The 341-nt window shown below is 47.2% G+C and carries 1 pseudogene; it reads right to left on the minus strand.

Going from position 1 to position 341, the window contains the following annotated elements:
* A pseudogene (locus LZP73_RS19535) lies at positions 1-326 on the minus strand (hypothetical protein); the annotation flags it as partial.
* Positions 327-341: the final 15 nt, after the last annotated feature.

Here is a 341-nt window from a genome sequence, read left to right on the forward strand (position 1 = left end):
TTTTTAATTTGCTCGACTGTTTCAGCAACGTGGCTGACTTTTTCTTCCACCTGAGTGATCCGTTTCTGTTGGCGAACGGCTTCAAGAGCCATCGCGGCAACCATTTCGATTTCGCTCATTGGCTTACGGATCTGTTCTTCCAGTTCGCGCCAGCGATCTACCAGGCGAGCTGTGAATTCAGGACAGAGCTGTGCGACGACAATGATGCTGTCGCGCTTACCTTGTTCGCCTTCGAAGATGTAAGCACCTACATTTCGTTTTAATCCTAAGTTGTTGATTATTTCGAAATTCGCCATTGGCGCACTTCGAATAATCCCCTTATCCATGAGCCTTTCAATGCT

The sequence above is a fragment of the Shewanella sp. AS16 genome (assembly GCF_021412365.1).
Classification (GTDB): Bacteria; Pseudomonadota; Gammaproteobacteria; order Enterobacterales; family Shewanellaceae; genus Shewanella; species Shewanella salipaludis.